An 18,248-nucleotide genomic window follows, 5' to 3' on the forward strand; every position below is an offset into this window, starting at 1 on the left:
TTTTTTAAGAAAAGACAGGCTGGGAAAGCAGTTATTTATTGCATTTCCCAGTCTGCCTGTGTTAAAATCGGGATAAACCAAGAATCGGAATAATCATTATAGCACGCATCCACTAATATATTTTTAATCGTAATGTCCTTCAGTTCATCTTCCGTAGTCTCTGTATCTTCCGGGTGAAGTGCCCTGTATAACTGTATCAGGTATTTTTTATCCTGAAATAAATTCGTAAAAACGCTGTCTTTAATAGTATATTTTGCAATATCCGTTTTTTCCATTCCTTCTTCCTTTCATCCCGCCTTTTGGGCGGGGAAATAATCAGGTGTCTCTTGGTTTCATTATACAAAAAAACCATCCTATATTCAAGGATGATTCCTCACAGGTCCTAAACATAACTGTCATCGGTAAAGGTACTTATCAGAACCCGTCATCTCTTTTTTAACAGGTAATGACATTTGCCTGTATATATTCCGCATTGATGAACAGACTTTTTCCTCTAGCTTCCTGACGTTCATTCTTTGCCTTGTAATCGTATGTAAAGATAGGAAGCACTGTCGGTAAGATGCTCGAACAGGGCGGTTGAATATACCCCATCCTAAAATAGCAGCTTCGCCAAGGGGCCAAAGCATATTTCAAATGAGCCCACACTTTGCACCTGCTGCAAACAACCTATATTTCGATACACAGAAAAAACCGGATTGCCCTTTCACCTAGCAAACTATTCATGTGCGCTCTTAGTTTGCCAGAACGTCGCACCGTTTGCAGGTGAACGGGCTATCCGGTTTTTCCGTCCGTAGCCTAATGTAGAAAATTCACCGCTGTTCCAAAGCACATCTAAAAAATCTTTTCCATAAATCCGCTATTTTGTCAGCAGCCCATGATGTTCTTCCATCAACCCGCCGGCTTCTACATTTTTATATCCCATCTTCTTAAACTTTTTCACAACCGCTTCCGGCTTCTGGGTATAGCTGCCCACGATATAAAGCTCTGCGGATTTATCCTGAAACCTGCGGAGTGTGCGTTCTTCTGTCATGGTATCCGCCGGCCAGCTGATTGCCCCGGAAACATGTCCGCTTTTGTATTCCGGTTTGGTTCTGCAGTCAATCAGGTATGCATTTTCTGTGGTCCGCGCTTTATTGACCGCCTCATTTACTGTCAGTTTTTTCTTAAAAAGTCCCACGCATATTCCCTCCTTTCCGGCAGACGAAACATAGACGCCAGACTGAGAGCCCTCCTGATAAAATTATTGGGAGCCTCCCGCCATAAACGCCTCAATTTCTTCTTTAGAGGGCATCACCCGCAGCGCTCCTTTTCTTGTGGTAACCAGGCATGCTCCTGCATTGGCGTATTCCAGCATATCTTTTAATACTTCAGGCATCAGGCCCTCCATGCCGTGGGTCAGGACAAAATGAAGCATGCATCCGCAGAAAGTATCTCCGGCTCCTGTTGTTTCAATGGTGTCGTCTGAGTGGAAGGGTTTTCCTGTGATAATGTTCCCCTTGTAAAATGCTTTGCTTCCGTCTTTTCCCATGGTGGCGCAAACCAGCGGAATATGATACTGCTCCAAAATTATCTGTATCCCTTTTTCGATATCCTGCTCTCCGGTCATAAATTCAATTTCATTATCTGAAATCTTTAAAATATCACACTGGGTAAGGCCGTAGGCAATTTTTTCTTTGGCAGTATCCAGGCTGTCCCACAGAGGCGGACGCAGATTGGGGTCAAAGGACACCAGTACATGATTCTTTTTGGCTGTTTCAACGGCATGTCTGGTTGCCTCTTCCGCCTGGGGAGAGGTCATGGAAAGGCTGCCAAAATGGAAAATGTTCGCGGACTGGATCAGCTCTTCTGAAACCTCTGATTTCTGAATCATCATGTCTGCGCCCGGACTCCGATAGAAAGAAAAGCTTCTGTCCCCGTCGGGTTTAGTATGTACAAATGCCAGGGTGGTGGGCACTTTCTCATCAAACAACAGACCCTTTGTGCCGATTCCCTGTTCCTCAATCGCCCCTTTCAGCAGTTCTCCGAAAGAATCCTTCCCCACTTTTCCGATAAATTCTGTGGAATGCCCCAGCTTCTGAAGGATGGAGAGCACATTGCAGGGAGCGCCTCCGGGATTGGCTTCGTACATGCCGTTTCCCTGTTCACTGATCCCATTCTTTGTAAAGTCAATCAATAATTCACCTAATGCAACAACGTCCATAGTTTCCTCCTGTTATACTCATCATATTTTTATGAATTATATTATAGCACTTTTCTCACTCCCTGTCTCACTCTCACCAGAAATTTTTGTTTTATTTCATAAACAGAAGATTTCTGCAGCAAAAAATCAGGCTGCAATCCCCCTTTTGCTGAAATCATCAGCCAGGAACCGCAGCCTGCAGGCATTTCAAATTCCGTTCTTATTTTTTATCCTTGGTATTTGTTTTGTTGGTATCTTTATTATTTCCGGTATTATTCTTGTCGTTGGTATTGTTATTTGTCTTGTCGTCCTTGCCGTCTGTCATATCTTCCACGCCGTTTTCCACGTCGTCTCCCAGATCCTCCACACCGTCTATAATGTCATCTCCCAGATTTTCCACATCATCGGTCAGGGTGCCGTTGCCTGTCCCATTGGTAGTTGTTCCGTTTCCATTATTGGTGGTTCCGTTATTGGTGGTTCCGTTTCCGTTATTCGTGGTTCCATTATTGGTAGTTCCATTATTGGTGGTTCCGTTATTCGTAGTTCCATTATTGGTGGTTCCGTTATTCGTGGTTCCGTTTCCATTTTCAGTGGCATTGTTTTTGTCATTTGCATTGTCATTGTCCCGGCTGCCGCAGGCGGTCACGCTGCTCAATACCAGCACCAGCAGGCATCCGATCAGAGCTTTTCTAAACTGTTTCATAATAAAATCTCCTTTTTCATAAAATTTTCTTTCGCTGTATTAATGTGGGCAAAATCATTGAAATTTATACCCGTCTGTTTATTTTTTCATCTTGGGCTGAAAAATCAGGCTTGCCAGATATCCGAATACAAGAGCGGCCGAAATTCCCACTGCGCTGGCAGTAAAACCGCCCATGAAAATTCCGATAAATCCATCCGACTGCACTGATTCCTCAATCCCTTTCCACAGGGTATTGCCGAAGCCCAGCAGCGGAACGCTGGCGCCTGCTCCCGCAAACTCCCGAAAAGGCTCATAAATCTGCAAAGCGCCCAGAACGGCTCCGCTGCACACCAACAGCACCATAATCCGGCCCGGCAGCATTTTTGTTTTTTCCATTAAAATCTGGGTCAGTGCGCATATCAATCCGCCCACCCAGAACGCATTAAAATAATCCATCCCAAAAGCCCTCCTTATCCGGCATATTCTATCACAACTCCATGGGCAATCCCCGGAACACTCTGCCCTTCATTGAAACTTACCGTGGACAGCAGCGCGCCGGTGGGAACAAACAAGATGCGTTTGTAGGTTCCCTGTTCCAGCCGGGGCAGAATATAGGCGCTCAGCGTTACGGCAGAACAGCCGCACCCGCTTCCTCCCGCATTGGTATTCTGGGTCTCGCTGTCAAATATTTCTATTCCGCAGTCCATATGCACCATGGAAATGTCGATTCCTTTCTTTTTCAGCAAATCAATCAGAATTTCCTGCCCCACCGTTCCCAAATCCCCGGTAATGATTTTGTCATAATCCTCCGGCTGACGATTAAAATCCGCAAGGTTCTGGTAAATGGTGTCACAGGCCGCAGGCGCCATGGCCGCTCCCATATTCATGGAATCCTTCACGCCGTAGTCCACCACTTTTCCAGGGGTAATTCCGGTAATTCTGAGATGGCTCCGCTTTGTTCCAAGTATAAAGGCTCCGCTTCCGGTAACCGTCCAGGTAGCTGATAGGGGCCTTTGATTGGCGTACTCCAGGGGAAATCGAAACTGCTTCTCCGCACTGGCAAAGTGGCTGGAGGTAACCGCCAGCACTTGTTCCCCATATCCTGCGGCCACTGCCATTGCTCCGAGGGCAAGGGACTCTCCTGCAGTGGAACAGGCGCCGTACAGGCCGAATAAGGGAACGTTCAATTCCATCAATCCAAAAGTAGTTGCAATATTCTGCCCCAGTAAATCGCCGCCGAAAATATAGCGGATGTCCTCTTTTTTCAGATCCGCTTTTCCAAGGGCTAAAACAGCGGCTTCTTTCTGAAGAGTGCTCTCTGCCTCCTCCCAGGTCTCTTCCCCGAACTTATCGTCAGAGCCTACCACATCAAAAAATTTTCCTAGCGGACCTTCTCCTTCTTTTGTGCCTACAATACTGGCGCTGCTTAAGATATAAGGCGCCTGCTCAAATTGGATACTCTGTGTCCCAACTGTCTGCGACATAATTTTTCCTCCTGTAATATTTTCCTGAGGTTATTATGTCCCTTATTTTCCATTTTACTCTGAAAAAACAGAAGGCCAGAAATTTCTGTATTATAAAAAGCTGCAAAACAGCAGCTTATAGTTTGTGCAGCATACTGTTTTGCAGCTTTTAAATATAAAGTTAATGCAGCTTTGGCACCGCCGGCCGTTTGGGATCAATAACCTCTGATGCATTGAACAAATCAGACAGCGTATTTTCCTCACCGATGGAATTGTAATAGATTCGGTAGCCATCCAGATTTCTCCTGCTCATCCTTACATAATTATCACGGATCTGGACATTATATGCAGCAGAGTCCACATTGCAGTAATAATTAAATCCATTGCTCTTTAAATATTCAAATTTCTCATTGCCTGCCACGTAGCCTTCCGGCCATCCTGCCAAATCCTGGCCGTGGGCAAAAATAATAACATCCGTCTCACCGACGATGGGCTCCACGTTTTCCTTCCATTTGACGGTATCTGCCTGAATCCGCTCCATGGAAGCCTCTCCAACCTTCATATGGCCCCAGGTATGGCTTGCAAATTTCCATCCGTCCGCTTTCATGGCATCCGCAACTTCCTTTGCCTTTGCCCTCTCTGTTTCCAGGTCAAAATCAGGATGCTCCTCCAACCATTTCTTCTTGTCCGCATTGATATCCTCCGGCACTGTCTGATAACTGATATCGGTACGGTATCCCAGCACACCGTTGTATCCGGTCAGCGCAATGGTTCCCTTAGCTCCGTGATAGGAGGCGTCCGGATGCTCCTCAATAAATTGATCCAACAGCGGCACGGCATCAAAATTGCCTACTACTGTCGTACCGTCATCCTGGATATATTCGCATTTGGGCTTGCCGTTTTCGTCCAGTACCATTTTGGAGGCAAAACCATATCCATCATAACTATGATAATAAGACAAATCATCCAGAGACATTACATATGCTTTTTTACCGGGAGGAAGCATAATGGTGCCTTCCGTATAATGAGTGGCCCCGCTGTCATCCACAGTTTCCTGGGCAATATCCTTTAAGTCCACCAGAACGTAGCCCTGGTCATACATAATCTGGGTAATCTTGTTAAACTCATCTATCGTGGTCATCCACTGATTATTGCCCACTGCCTGAGGGTCTGTCTCCTGATTGGCAAAAGCTTTGCCCGGATCTACCACCAGTGAATGATAAAATACATGGGGAATCGTACTGATATCCACCGGAACGCATTCCGCCTTGCGGGCCTCATAATCGGAAATAGCCCCTGTCAGCTCTCCTACGCTTTCGTATCCAGAAAAACCCTTGATTTTCTCCATGGCGCCGTCATAATCGTACATTTCCGCAAGCAGATTTGCCTCTGCCAGCACAGTTTCCCAGGATGCAGCTTCCGGTTCCTTTGTTTCCTCTTTCTGATTCGGCTGCTCCTTCTGCTCCGGCGTTTCATTCACTGCCGGATCTGCAACCGTCTCCACAACGCCGTCTTTGGCATTTTTCTGTTTCTCTTTCTTTTTATTGGCTGCCACCGCTGCTGCTGTAACGCCAACTCCGGTAATCACCAACAGAAGGCCCAGTGTGGTGATCAGCCGTTTTCTAAAATATCTCTTTTGTCTTTCTTTGCTTGCCCGCCTTCTCATTTCTTCTCTCTGCTTCTCCATTGCTTTCTTCTCCCTGTCCATACTCTCTTTAATCTATCGTATATCTTTCTTCTCTATCATATGACGGATTTCATGAAAAAATCAACCCTCTTTCCATGAAAATTTTCTTAAAATTTCTTAAAGGATTCCAGTGAACTCTTTATGTCTGAATACCGCCGGAATTCCCTGGATCTTTTTCCAGCATTTCCCGCAGTTTTTTCATCACATACAGGTAAGCAGGTATCAAAAACAAATCTGCGCAAATCCACGCAATGGGACTGGCAAAGCAGGCGGCAATATAGCCGAACACCGGCACGAAGCCCAACCCCACAATGCTGCGGGCCGCCATCTCACAGACGCCTGCCAGAATTGCAAGCCGGCTGAATCCAAGGCCCTGAATGGTGAACCTGACAATATTCACAAGAGCCAGCGGAAAAAAGAAGGCACTGTTAATCATCAGAAACCATCTGACATTCTGGAGAATTAATGTTTCAGAAGCATCCACAAAAAGCAGGGCAATGGTGGTTCCAAAAACTGTCAGCAATACAAACGCAGCTACAGAGTACACCAGGCCCATAATGCAGGTGGATTTTATTCCTTTGGAAATACGATCCAGTTTGCCGGCTCCCACATTCTGTCCTGCATAAGTGGCCATGGTAGAGCCCATGGCTTCAAAGGGACAGCAGAAAAACAAGCCGATTTTGGAAGCCGCCGCAATGGAAGCCACTGCTGTGGAACCTAGCATATTCACGGCAGTCTGCAAAATAACGCTTCCGATTGCGGTAATGGAATACTGCAGCCCCATGGGAATTCCCATATTGCAGAGGACTGCTGCATATTTTCCGTCCAGCCGCCATTCTTCTTTTGTAATTTTCAGAATTTCAAATCGTTTCATCATATAAATCAAACAGGCAATGCCTGAAATGGCCTGGGAAATCACCGTTGCCCACGCGGCCCCCGCCACTCCCATACGAAATACAAGAATCAGCGCCATGTCCAGCGCAATATTCAATATCGAAGAAAATACCAGGAAAATCAGCGGACTTTTACTGTCTCCCAGAGAGCGGATAATCCCGGACAAAAGATTATACAGATACGTGACCGGAATTCCCAGAAATATAATAAATATGTATCCGTACGCGCCGTCCATAATATCTGACGGCGTATTCATCCACATCAGAATCTGCCGGCAGAGCGCACATACTCCCACAGTCATCACTCCTGCGAACGCTATGGTAAGCCACGCGCTGTTTGCCACATATTTGCGCAGGGCATGGTAATCCCCGGCCCCGAATTGCTGAGCCACCGGAATTGCAAAGCCGTTGCACACTCCCATGCAGAAGCCGATGATCATAAAATTAATGGAGCCTGTGGCTCCCACTGCCGCCAGGGCGTTCACTCCCAGAAACTTTCCTACGATCACTGTATCCATCATACTGTAAAACTGCTGAAACAGCATTCCGAAAAACAGCGGAATGCAAAACTGCAGAATTAATTTCATAGGACTGCCGTTTGTCATGTCTTTTGTTACGCTTTTTGCCATTTGATCCCACCCTTTCTATTCTAAAACAAGCCGCTTTCCGGACATTCATCCATCAGGGCCAAAAATGCCCGGTGCCCTTGTAAAACACAAAAAAATGCTCCCGGGAAAGTAACATAACATTCCCCAGATGCCAGAAAAAGGTAATGTTTTTCGAACATCCAGGCTATTCTATCACTTTCCCAGAAGCTATGCAATAAGAAAATAATTGTTTGTACAATATCGCCAATGACACTGGACGTTATGCCATTTATTTTTTCAAACACGCGCCCGTATACTGACTTATTTATTGCTAAAATGCTTGTATTAACTTCAACTTATCTTTTTTAGTAACATCTTAAAAATCCATAGTATCCTATTTTCTTCCAGCCTTCCACCTCATTCCCCAATTGAATGCCTGATCCAAAGCCTGATGTCCCTGGTAAAACTGTACTATTTTTTCAACGCTGAATGTCTGATCCTTTTGATTCTCAAACAGCGCTAATCCACACATGATATTTGATGAATTATAAGAATCCATCTTTACAATTATATCTTCTGCACCTGGATACTTTATTGTAACAATTGCATCGGCCTGCTGCCAGTTTGCCACACCTTCGTAAATAAATGTATATACTAAAATTCTTTTAAATTCACACAGTTTGTCGCCATTGATTCGGAGATTCTCACCTGCTGCCGCCGCGCCGGTTCTGTCATCTCCATCCAACATAATATATGGTGCCCGATTCAGGGTTCCAAATGCATTTCCCAATGCCTGAACTGCCCCTTTTTCCCCATTCTTTAATTCATATAAACATCCTAAATCTAAATCTATCCCCTGATTGCCACTGAGTAAACCTGACAAAAAACCTTTTTTCACAGGTCTCGAATTCCAATTTAAGTTTACTAAAATTTCCCCCAAACCCGTGGATGTTTTTTTCTCAAGATTCACCTTTTGACCCTTTTGTAAATTAATTGCCATACCTAATCTCCTGTTCTATGTCTCCTGCAATTGTTATACAATGCGCTAATCCGTTTATATTCAATATCTTTTCCTCAGTATGTACTCTCCTATGCCACTTCAATGCCATAATGTCCGCAAAGTGCTGAAAGTCCCCCCTGAAATCCACTTCCGATGGCATTGAATTTCCATTCTGCTCCGTTTCTGTAAAGCTCTCCTACAACTACCGCCGTTTCAATTGAAAAATCTTCTCCAAGGTCATACCGAATCAGTTCCGCCCCGTTTGCTTCATCCACAAGACGAATAAATGCATTGGAAACCTGCCCAAAATTCTGTTTTCTTGTTTCTGCATCGTATATTGTCACTGTAAATGCAATTTTCTCAACATTTGCCGGTACTTTTGATAAATCAACCTGCACCTGTTCATCATCACCTTCTCCCTCACCTGTAAGGTTATCACCCATATGGTTTACAGCGCCGCTCGGATGCGATAAATTTCCATAAAAAACAAATTCCTTATCTGTTGGGCATTTTCCATTTGCCCCAAGCATAAATGCTGCTGCATCAAGATCGAAATCAGCGCCCGAATCGAATGCATTTACATCCCATCCAAGCCCTACCATGATATTCTTAAGCCCCGGATTTCCTTTTGTCAAGTCAACTTTTTGTCCCTTTGATAAATTAATTGCCATTGTAATTGCCTCCTTTAATGCTATTTATATAATTTTATCGTTCATTTTTTAAGCTGAGAAAATATTTATCATACTGCTCTCCATTTTACATTCGGCGCCTTACAGTATAGACATGATTGTTCCTCTCCATTGATCTGTTTGCATTTTTTACATATCCAATTGATCCTGCCACTGTAATTTGCCGGATTCTTAGTTCTTCTTTTCCGGGAATAAACCCCTTCTAAATTAACATACTCATTGAGTTCATCAATATTTTCAGGCAGCTGCCGCTTTGAAGATATGATTAATCTGCCTATCTCTTTTTCAATCTCAACAATTCCAGTATTCTCAATAGCCCTGCGCAATGCATATTCTGATACTCTTTTATGATTCACAAAATATTCCTTATTCATCTGATTATAGGAATGGGCAAACCTAAGCATGCTTTTGCTCTCGTCCTGATATTCTTGATAGCATTGATCCAAATACCGTTGTTCCGTTTTCGTCAATCTCTTTTCATTTAACTTTAATCGAAACACTTTCGCTGATAAGGCAGATAAGGGAAAAATCTCAAACCCATCTATCCCATGATCTTTAATATATTGCGATGCATTTTCCATCGTATTCTGAATACTCTCTTTTTCCTCATCCAGCATATCAATCTTATTAAGGACAAAAATCAATTTCACATCTTTATGATGTTTCACATGGCTGACCACCATTTGAAGGAGCAGTTCATCATCATTGGTCGCTAACTGCGTTGCGTTTAAAAGATAGATGATAATACCTTTTTCTAAATGCTCAAGAATCTCTTTTGTTCTTTCCGCATGCCTCAAATCCCCGGAATTATTCACGCCTGGCGTATCAACTAATACAATCGCCTTGTCTGTATTCTCTAATGTAAGTATATCTTTTACAATCAAAACATCTAATACATTTTCGTCAGCGTTTATCTTAGAAACTGTACTGGGGTAAGAGATATCAACAGCATAATTTTTGCCATCATTTTTTCGGATATATGCCTTTGCTTCAGCTGTACCCGGCTGATTCAGAACAGCCAATGCTCTTGCTGTACAAGCTTCGTTTTTTTCAGGCAATATCTCTTCTCCTAAAATTGCGTTCAAAAAAGTAGATTTACCGGAACTCATTGTGGCCATTACACATACTGGGATGATCTCTCCATTGTTGATCCCAAATCTGCTTAACATTACTCTCTCCCTTTACGGCTTTTACTGATTTTAATAATACCCTTCACAGCCTATCAAAATACTTTCCGTGCAGTTATCCGGAGCATATACTCCTATCTCAAGTTTAACGCTGGTACAGCCGTCATCCTCCCTTTCAAAGGATTCATCATAATCCAGTATATTTTGAAGCGTTCCGGGAAACAGCACTGTTCCTTCAACCGAAACTGTGCCTTCAAAAATCTCAACAGCTTCAAAATTGTTTTCGGCGTCATAAAACACATGGAATCCGCCGTAATCATCTGTAGTATTTTTACTATATTTAGACTTTTTAAACTCTTTCACAGGCGCGCCTAACCGCTCCCGCACCGACTCTCTGTCCATTCCAAATTTGAGCCCGTTAACATTGTCTTTGGGATTTACATTCCATTCTGTCATATTTTTCCTGCCTCCTTTAATTCGTCAATATACGCAAGCATTTCATTTATTGCATCATCATATTTATCTCCAAACTTTTCTCTGATATCATCGATATCCATCTGTACAGCCTCGTCAAATTTACCTTCATCTATCAGCTCTTTCTGACGTTCTCTATACGCTCTGGCTTCGCGGGAACTTCCGCAGCTTGCCGTTTCCCTGTGATCCGATTTATCCATCTTGATTGCCGGACCATCATTGCGCGACAATTCTGTAACACTGTCTGCAGGCATATGATGAATCTCTGTTTTATCGCCCTCACCCTCTTTAAAGATATCTCCAAACCTTCCGCCCTGTCTGTCCCTTATCTCTGAATTTGAGATTTCCTGCCTTTCTAATTCCTGATTTGCATCTGATCCGTTTTGCAGACAATCATTTTCAGGCACACCTTCGTCTTCCGGCAAATTTGGTTTTCTCTCTGTTTGAGGCTCCGCCTCTCTTTCTAGTTCCGCATTCAACGGCCTGTCCAGTTCTTTTAACAAATCCTTAAAATCATTCTCTTTAATGTCTCCTGCTTCCTTAACATCAGAAGCATTCAATGGTTTATCCAGCTCTTTCACCATTTTCTTTGTCTCTTCGGACATCCCTTTCGCTGCTTCCCCCGCCACTTCAGCAGCTTTGGCAATCTCACCTATCATCCTTAACATCCTTCCTTCCGTCTGGCTACTGCATACTGGCGCCATTTTGCGTAAAGCGAAGCTTTTCCTCTGTCCTCTTTCACCATCTTACGCATCACGCATTGTGTGATTGCCAATTCTAATTCCACGGACAGTTCTCCAAGAATTGACGCCAAATGATTATGTATCTGTTCCTGAAGCCCATTCACTTCGTCCATTGAGATAATTACATTTTTAAATCCATCATACTTCACCAATTCGCATACCACGTCGCTTAATTTCTCAAATGATTCCTCTTCCAGAATACTTGGGACACCCCCGTTCTCAAGCTTCTCAATTGCATCCAGAATGACAATGATACTTTCTGACGGCAAGTTAAGATCTTCAATATTATTTCTTATCAATTCTGTTGAAATATCTAAATATTCATCCATCCTGTTTCCCACAAGCATCATAACAATCATCCGTCTTGCATCACGATTCATCCCGCCCGCTTCCTCTGGACGATACCTATATGGATGTTCCATGATTCCCGCTTTATTAATCTTACACAATACAGGATCCAACCAATTGTTTTGATACACAACCGCAACTCCTTTCGGAAGCCTGGCCAGTTCCGGAATCTGTTTCTCGGTCATCGCCGCTGATTTTCCTGCCTGCTGCCTGTCATTTTCATCAGGAAGTCTCATAAGAATCTTTGTATTGGTATTTCTTATAGCAGAAATGTCAATTGCGTTGGGCGATTGATCCACTATCACAAAACCTTCTCCGTACGTTCTCATCTCGGCAATCGAATTCGTAATCATCTCCACGGATTTTCCTGCCATATCAGCCCCTTCCGCTGAAAACCTCCCCTGCGTATTTCTCAAAAGATTATGCGCTTCCTCCAAAACTGTGATATGGCTCAATTCCTGGTTCATACATCCATCTGCCCGGCCCATTCTGTATTCATTGAGCTTCATTACGACAATCCCCATAATCAGCGATTTTGTTTCCTGAGAACCGATCCTGCTTAAATCAATAATCGTATTCTCTTCAAACAAAATGGCTGGGGATACCTCATTCGCAGTAAACATTTGGCCATTAATTCCATTAGTCAAAGAACGGACCCTGGTAATTAACGCTCCCGCATAATCTCCTTTGTTGTCTTCAGAATAATCAGACGTATCCAATATCCTTCTTATCTGCATTTGAACATCTTTAAAAGATGGATAACTCTTCTTGCTTTTTAATATATTTTCTGAATTTTCCAAATCCCATCCGCAAACCTGATACGCCTGTAAAACCGCGTCTTTTAGAATAGCAGGCATTGCCGCGTACATAGGCCAGCATACATTAAATATCTCTATCAATCTATCAATGTGTTCAAGGACATGTATTTCATCCGGAAAGGAAAACGGATTGATTTTCAACAACTCTGCCATCTTATTGTTCGTGCCAAAAACATGAACATCCTGTTCATTTCCAAAAACATTTTTATATTCGCCTTTTGCCGGTTCAATCACTAAAAATTTGACGCCATTTTTCCGGGCCTCCGATAATATCTGATAAACTGTATTTGATTTACCGGAACCAGTTGTTCCTGTAATCATCATATGAGAAGCAAGACTTTCCAGATCAATTTCAATTTTTGCCTGCTCTCTTTTCCCCATATGATATACATTTCCCAATAGAATGGTATTCCCTGCTTCACATTGCCCATCTTCTATAAAAACATTCCTTGCAAAAGAAACCATCTTACTTATGGAAACGCCATTCACCGCTTTCTGCGGAAGCCCGGCAGTAATTACCAACTCACTGCCGCTTATCATGGACGCAGGCGTAATGTCTACCGGCTCATTTCCAGTATTCATTTCAAACAGAGGATGCATCATTTTCTTAAGATATGCCTCTATCCGTTTTGTTTTGTAAGGATCCATCCAGGTATTAATACTATAATTTTCTACCGTATCTTTCTTTCCTCTGCACAATGACTGTAATGTCCCTGCTAACGTCTTACTGGTCTGTGTGTCATCTGATATACAATATGTCGCCGTACTCCACAAACCATTGTCTTTTGCATCGTCTATCCGTTCTATTTGTTTCTCAATTTTCTGCAGCAAATCGATTACTTTTTTATTATCCCTTACAAGCTGCAGCGTTTGCCCTGTTGTTGTTGTAAATGTATCTGTTGTTCCTTTTGTCTGAGTCCTTCCGCTTGTACTGCTCTGAGAATCACTATGAGAAAAGCCTGTCTGATTTGACTCCCCGGAATTGGTGCCAAAACTTCCTGAAAGAACTATTATGCTGGGGCTTATCGCCTTACTTTTTCCCCTGGACTTGGTCTTCGATACATTACGTGTGCTGCTTATGGTGCTTCCAACAGATTCTGTTACCGCATTCGAAATATTTTCAGCTAACGCACTGCTGTCAGACTCTGAATATGTCTGTGTAATCTTGGCAAAGGGCGACAGCTGAGAAAAAATTTCCTCGTAATTATCCTTTAATTCTAATAATTGTTCTGAGGATACAGGTTCAGCAATTGTAATCATGGCATATTTTTTTCCTGACATTGAATCAATCAGCTTTTCCATCCCCTGCACAAAATCTTTATTATTCTCACTTCTCAAACCCGGTATGCCGCTTACGGCGCTGATCACAGGACTTTGCCCGAGGGCAGAAGACGAAAATACTTTATTCAGACAAGCTGTTAATCCTGCTTTGTCCTGCTGAATTAATTTTGATCCCGGAAAATTTCCTTCAAAGGTTCCGGACAGCACCGATTGACATATTGAAATTTCGTTGATATTACTTGTTCTGGTTCCAATATAATATTCAACGCTATTGCCGTCACTCAAGATAATATGTATAAGGGTTCCGCCGCACAAAGCTACTGAATTGTAAACATTCATAAGCTTATCCAAATTATTCTCATCTGCATCATAAACAATCTTTGTTATCTGATTCATACGAAGCACGCTATTAATGTTCGCATCCGCTATTTCTGCCGGAATATCTTTAATCGGATAGTTACCTATCTCCGGCATATACTTTCTCATGATTATATTATCTGCCTGCGTAAACGCCGCGTTTATTTTTTCCTGGCTCTGCGTAAATTTCTGTAATTGCTCCGGCATATCTACCTCCCTGATCTGGAACCAAGTATCCGGCTCAATAAACTCTCACCGCTTTTACGGATTCGGTTCGCATGATTCGCTTTCACTTCCTTTTTCTTCTCTTCTGAAATTATTCTTTTTCCCTGCTCACCAGACATCATCTTTTTCCTCTTCGCTGCTTTTCCTTTTTCACTTTGCCGCGCCCCCTCTTCCATTGGAATTTTACAGGGGCTTTTATTCTCCTCCGATGCTTTTAATGGATACACTTTTTTACCGACAATTTCAAGATGCTGAATTCTCTCTTCACAAAAATTATCTATCAGGGAAGAAGCTACCAGCGCCCAGTAATCCTCATCCCATTTTTCCTCCGGCTCAAAGTCTTCCCCATCAAACTCCTGCAGCAGCCCGGAAATATTTTTTGTCTTCACATATTCAAGGACATTCCTGAATTTATTTGTTGAAAAATTCGGATCCCCATGTGCTATCGTATAAAAAACACTATAGATTCCAACCAAACTTTTTTTCGATATAGCATCCTCTAATGCCGCAATTTTCTCCATCATATCCTCCATATTTTATATTTCCAAAACCGCATCTAACTGCGCCAAGAACTTCTCAAGCCATGCAGCTTTCTCTTTTTCAGATTCAATCCTTGCGTCAATGCTGCTTTGATTCCGCGTTAATTCTTCATTTTCTTCTACTTTCTTCTTCAATGCCTCCTGCAGTTCCTCCAGCTGTCTCAAAAAGAATTTTTTAAACTGCTTTGCTTCATCCTTTGCTGTATTTTGCGCGCTTTCAAGATTTTCATTAAAGCTGCTGATGATTGGCGTGAGATACTCATTTTCCACAGTGGAATAATCCACCATTTCCCGGTTAGCATAAATTGCCCTGTTATATCCAGACGCTTCAAACCATGTCCATGGCTTATACCATTTTTTGTTTGTATTTTCTACCCATTCCACTTCTCCTGTATCATATGTTTCTTCATATTTATAACTATTAATGATCTCCTGGGCATTGGGAATATCCATTTCCAGGAAGCCAACGCCAATATCATCATTTAATCCACTATATTGCTGCTCTCTTACAACCCCGCTCTGGATCAGCTTATGAATATGCTCCGTATATTCTTCCATAATGGTATTTGCATTTTCCACAATGACATCATTAATAATGTTTTCCAGCTCTGTCTTTACATCACTCTGCAAATGCATCACTGTATTATTCAATTTCATCATCATCTGCTGAACTTCCAATGTCGTCATTGCGCCTTTTCCTGAAGAGGGATTCAGTTCTTTAGATATTTTAGCTCTGACCTCCCTGATTCTTTTCTTTGCATCCTTCATCATATCCAAAGCCTCTATGCGGCTTCTGAACTTTTTCGCTTCCTCCCCTTCCGCAAGTATACCTTTAATCGTTTCAAGCTGCTGATGTATTTCATTTCTCGAACTCTCATTATTCTGGATGGAGGACATCATCTTTGCATGCATATCTTTCTCTTCGACTTTCTTCTTAAAAGTATCTACAGCCGCCTTAATTTTCGCAGTATACGCATATTTTTGCAAATACTCATTGATGGCAATTTCCACAGCAGGTATCCCCGTGTACCACATAACTTCTTCATACATATTCCCCGACCTTTTAGCCGCATCTATGGAATTTTTCACTTTCTGGAGATTATTTTTTCCCAGACTTGCCTGCTCAGAAAGATGCAGCTGCTGTTCATCAATAAACGCACTGCAATTACTCAATGTTTTATTCTGCCCTTTCGTCAGCTTAGCGCCGTTCTGGTACATTCTGATAACCTTAGCAGTTTCCGCCGATGTGGGAAAAATATTAGGATTCTCTATATCAAATTTCCGTAAATATTCGCGCACATGCTCCAATGCGTCCTGTACAGATTCTTTATCCGGATCAAACTGATCAATCTTATTAACTGCAAAAATAAATCTATCCTTTGATTGTTTTCCTCCCACTTTCATAGCCTCTGCAACCGTAGCCAATAACGTATAATCATCATTTGTCTGAAGCTGCGTGGCATTGAGCACGTACAATACCATAGGTTTCGTCTTTTCCTTAATAACCCGATAGGTATGATTTTTATGTTCTTCAGTCCTGGAATTATTTGGTCCGGGAGTATCCACTAAAACCAAACGTATTCCTGATGAATCAATATTAGGAATATTGCCGGTTATATCTATATAAGCTGTATTGGGATTCGCATTCATCTCCTCCATATCCGCCAATGTCAAATCCGTATACGTTCCCAATATCCGGTTATCTTTATCTCTGTACTCTGCGTCAAATTCGGTTCCGGAACTTCTGTCTTTTATTTTTGCTATCGTCGCGGTGCAGGCTTCATTTTTCGACGGCATCAGTTCTCTTCCCAGAAGAGCATTGATTAAAGTTGATTTGCCGGAACTCATTGTGGCAATAACGCTGACCTCAAATTCAGAACTAACAGCGCTGTAGAAATTTTCCTGTATTTGCTGCGTCCGCAAATCCTCAAAGGGACATTCTCTCTGCATCTTCTCAAAAAGCTTTTGGAGTTCAGCCAACCTGTCTTCAGAACCTCTTGCCTCCGTAAATACAAGCGAAACTTCAATATTGGAATGTTCAAAACAGTATTCTTTTACTGTCTCATACAAATCATCATAATCAAGTCTAAGACCATAAAATTCTATGTAAAAAGAACTGTCATTGCATAAGTCTACCAATATTGGCATTAACTGTTCGATCCACACCTGAATTCTCTCATTTCTGAGATCATATAATTTGTTAGGCGGCTCAACTGCTTTTCCATCAATTGTTATGAATGACTCAACCACATACGGATTATATTTAAATCCAATTCTTGTGGGCTTATTGTCAGCATTTTTCGAATTAAATACTTCCTGCGAATTAACTTTCCCCAATGCTTTCTCTTCCCCCGCCGGTAATTTGATTTCCTGCGGCATACTTGTCTTAAAAGACGCATTCTGTTTCTGACGCTCCTTTGTCTCCTTCTCAGGCGGCACCTCTGCTCTCTCTTTTTCCTCCACACCGCCAAAATATGTAAGCAGGGAACTCAATCCCCCATTAAAACCACTGGATACAGCAGCAATTCTCCAACCATTCTTTTGATATATTTCAGTGGATATAATAGCTTTCTCTTTCGCAAAATCCGTTTTGGTATTCTGTATGGATATATATTCTATGTTGTTCTGTTTCAGCTTAAGGCAAAATCTTTCCATTTCTGCCATTGTTTCATTGCCATCAATACTGACCGTAAACACCAACTTTGCTATTTTCTCAGGCAGCCTGATTAAATCTATCTCAAATATACTTTTATGACCTGATTCCATATAATTAATTTCATGATTCGGCGAAGTTGTCTGATTATAAAAAATCATATAATTTTCATCGGATAATTTTCCCTTATCATCTACCCCAAAGCAGCAGCAATCATATGTTGCGTTGCCCAAAACCTCCATCTCAACAGTAAAAACTTTTGTTTCATCAAAATATTTTTGGATTCTGTCTCTCATGCCTTTTACAAATTGCATCACTTTATCCCCCAGTATATTTATATTCGTCAGAAATTTCTGCTGCATACCTTCGCACCGGACGCAAAGGTTCTTATTTCCGCAGCTTAATTTCTTGTTCTCATTTTTACCAACAACTTAGGTTTAATGGCAAATCTTTCACTTTCTATTCTAATCTAAATAAGTTTTAAATTCAACTCTTTTTTGGTT

Annotated in this window: 16 protein-coding genes; all 16 read right to left on the bottom strand. The window is 42.2% G+C overall.

Going from position 1 to position 18,248, the window contains the following annotated elements:
* Nucleotides 1-35: 35 nt before the first annotated feature.
* Nucleotides 36-275, bottom strand: a complete 240-nt coding sequence (locus ACTO17_RS11170; RefSeq protein WP_482557997.1) for a hypothetical protein — start codon at nucleotides 273-275, stop codon at nucleotides 36-38.
* A 581-nt stretch (nucleotides 276-856) separates the two neighbouring features.
* Complete coding sequence (locus tag ACTO17_RS11175) at nucleotides 857-1,177, bottom strand: rhodanese-like domain-containing protein (RefSeq protein WP_172539269.1); 321 nt, start codon at nucleotides 1,175-1,177, stop codon at nucleotides 857-859.
* Between the two features lie 63 nt (nucleotides 1,178-1,240).
* Nucleotides 1,241-2,200 carry a carbohydrate kinase family protein gene (locus ACTO17_RS11180; protein WP_482557998.1) on the bottom strand — a complete coding sequence of 320 codons (960 nt, stop codon included), beginning with the start codon at nucleotides 2,198-2,200 and terminating at the stop codon, nucleotides 1,241-1,243.
* A 199-nt stretch (nucleotides 2,201-2,399) separates the two neighbouring features.
* Nucleotides 2,400-2,882: a hypothetical protein gene (locus ACTO17_RS11185; protein WP_172539268.1), complete on the bottom strand. Its 483-nt coding sequence runs from the start codon at nucleotides 2,880-2,882 to the stop codon at nucleotides 2,400-2,402.
* A 78-nt stretch (nucleotides 2,883-2,960) separates the two neighbouring features.
* The gene (spoVAE, locus tag ACTO17_RS11190) at nucleotides 2,961-3,317 is read right to left on the bottom strand and encodes a stage V sporulation protein AE (protein WP_172539271.1); all 357 of its coding nucleotides are present in this window, start codon (nucleotides 3,315-3,317) and stop codon (nucleotides 2,961-2,963) included.
* Nucleotides 3,318-3,331: 14 nt separating this feature from the next.
* On the bottom strand, nucleotides 3,332-4,345 hold the full coding sequence (spoVAD, locus tag ACTO17_RS11195) for a stage V sporulation protein AD (protein ID WP_482557999.1): 1,014 nt from the start codon (nucleotides 4,343-4,345) through the stop codon (nucleotides 3,332-3,334).
* 160 nt (nucleotides 4,346-4,505) lie between these two features.
* On the bottom strand, nucleotides 4,506-6,011 hold the full coding sequence (locus ACTO17_RS11200; protein WP_482558000.1) for a polysaccharide deacetylase family protein: 1,506 nt from the start codon (nucleotides 6,009-6,011) through the stop codon (nucleotides 4,506-4,508).
* A 139-nt stretch (nucleotides 6,012-6,150) separates the two neighbouring features.
* On the bottom strand, nucleotides 6,151-7,533 hold the full coding sequence (locus ACTO17_RS11205; protein WP_482558001.1) for an MATE family efflux transporter: 1,383 nt from the start codon (nucleotides 7,531-7,533) through the stop codon (nucleotides 6,151-6,153).
* A gap of 352 nt (nucleotides 7,534-7,885) precedes the next feature.
* On the bottom strand, nucleotides 7,886-8,491 hold the full coding sequence (locus ACTO17_RS11210; protein WP_172539275.1) for a TerD family protein: 606 nt from the start codon (nucleotides 8,489-8,491) through the stop codon (nucleotides 7,886-7,888).
* Nucleotides 8,492-8,580: 89 nt separating this feature from the next.
* A complete protein-coding gene (locus ACTO17_RS11215) occupies nucleotides 8,581-9,162 on the bottom strand; it encodes a TerD family protein (protein ID WP_172539276.1) in 582 nt (193 codons plus the stop codon).
* Between the two features lie 68 nt (nucleotides 9,163-9,230).
* Nucleotides 9,231-10,349: a dynamin family protein gene (locus tag ACTO17_RS11220; protein ID WP_482558002.1), complete on the bottom strand. Its 1,119-nt coding sequence runs from the start codon at nucleotides 10,347-10,349 to the stop codon at nucleotides 9,231-9,233.
* A gap of 30 nt (nucleotides 10,350-10,379) precedes the next feature.
* A complete protein-coding gene (locus ACTO17_RS11225; RefSeq protein ID WP_172539278.1) occupies nucleotides 10,380-10,763 on the bottom strand; it encodes a hypothetical protein in 384 nt (127 codons plus the stop codon).
* Nucleotides 10,760-11,440, bottom strand: coding sequence for a hypothetical protein (locus ACTO17_RS11230; RefSeq protein WP_482558003.1), 681 nt, complete (start codon nucleotides 11,438-11,440; stop codon nucleotides 10,760-10,762). The genes ACTO17_RS11225 and ACTO17_RS11230 overlap by 4 nt, the downstream gene beginning before the upstream one ends.
* A gap of 2 nt (nucleotides 11,441-11,442) precedes the next feature.
* Complete coding sequence (locus ACTO17_RS11235) at nucleotides 11,443-14,535, bottom strand: ATP-binding protein (protein WP_482558004.1); 3,093 nt, start codon at nucleotides 14,533-14,535, stop codon at nucleotides 11,443-11,445.
* Between the two features lie 2 nt (nucleotides 14,536-14,537).
* Nucleotides 14,538-15,074 (bottom strand): hypothetical protein, encoded by a 537-nt coding sequence (locus tag ACTO17_RS11240; RefSeq protein WP_482558005.1) that lies wholly within the window; start codon nucleotides 15,072-15,074, stop codon nucleotides 14,538-14,540.
* Nucleotides 15,075-15,089: 15 nt separating this feature from the next.
* Nucleotides 15,090-18,107, bottom strand: a complete 3,018-nt coding sequence (locus ACTO17_RS11245) for a TerD family protein (RefSeq protein ID WP_482558006.1) — start codon at nucleotides 18,105-18,107, stop codon at nucleotides 15,090-15,092.
* Nucleotides 18,108-18,248: the final 141 nt, after the last annotated feature.

It is taken from the genome of Petralouisia sp. (assembly GCF_056822245.1).